This window comes from Pseudomonas sp. HD6422 (assembly GCF_025377065.1).
Taxonomy (GTDB): domain Bacteria; phylum Pseudomonadota; class Gammaproteobacteria; order Pseudomonadales; family Pseudomonadaceae; genus Aquipseudomonas; species Aquipseudomonas putida_U.
The window spans coordinates 1-549 of the sequence record NZ_JAHWIW010000098.1; the positions used below are offsets into that span (position 1 = coordinate 1).

Below are 549 nucleotides of genomic sequence, written 5' to 3' on the forward strand. Positions count from 1 at the left end.
TTGCGCGCCGGCACTCGCAGTTTTTGAGCCTTGCACACCTGAGTGACTTCGCGGTGAAAGGCCGCTAGGCTGCGCTTCTGCTTGGTCAGGAACCGCTTTTGCAGTAGCTCGTGGATGACGCGCTCGACCGGTTCCGGCAAGCGCCCCTTACCTTTACCTCCACCGGACTGGCCGGGCACCAGATCCGTCACGAGGCCGCTGCCTTGCCGGGCACGCCGGATCAGAACGTATACCTGGCGCCGAGACAAGCCCAGCGCCTGAGCCGCCATATCGGCCGCTTCGTGCCCGACCGTCTCCGACTGCGCCAACGGACTGATGATCTCCGCACGACGGCGCGCACGCTCCCAAGCCTCATCAGGCAGAGTGGCCACGCCTTGTTCTGGAATCCGTGGGGTGTCCGTCGCCATGCTCACCTCGCTTTGGTGCACACGAGTATTGAGCATAGTCGAGATTGGTGCAGATCACTTCTGATATTGAACTGTCAGGAGCTGGCTGCACAACAGCCATTACGCCCAATCAACTGGTGCAGTCGTCTTCTGAAAATGACAC

1 protein-coding gene is annotated in these 549 nt (G+C 60.8%); it reads right to left on the minus strand.

Annotated features, from left to right (window positions below; translation table 11 throughout):
- A partial coding sequence (locus KY379_RS27225; protein WP_261242888.1) for a helix-turn-helix domain-containing protein occupies positions 1-407 on the minus strand: 407 nt, incomplete at its 3' end.
- Positions 408-549 lie beyond the last annotated feature (142 nt).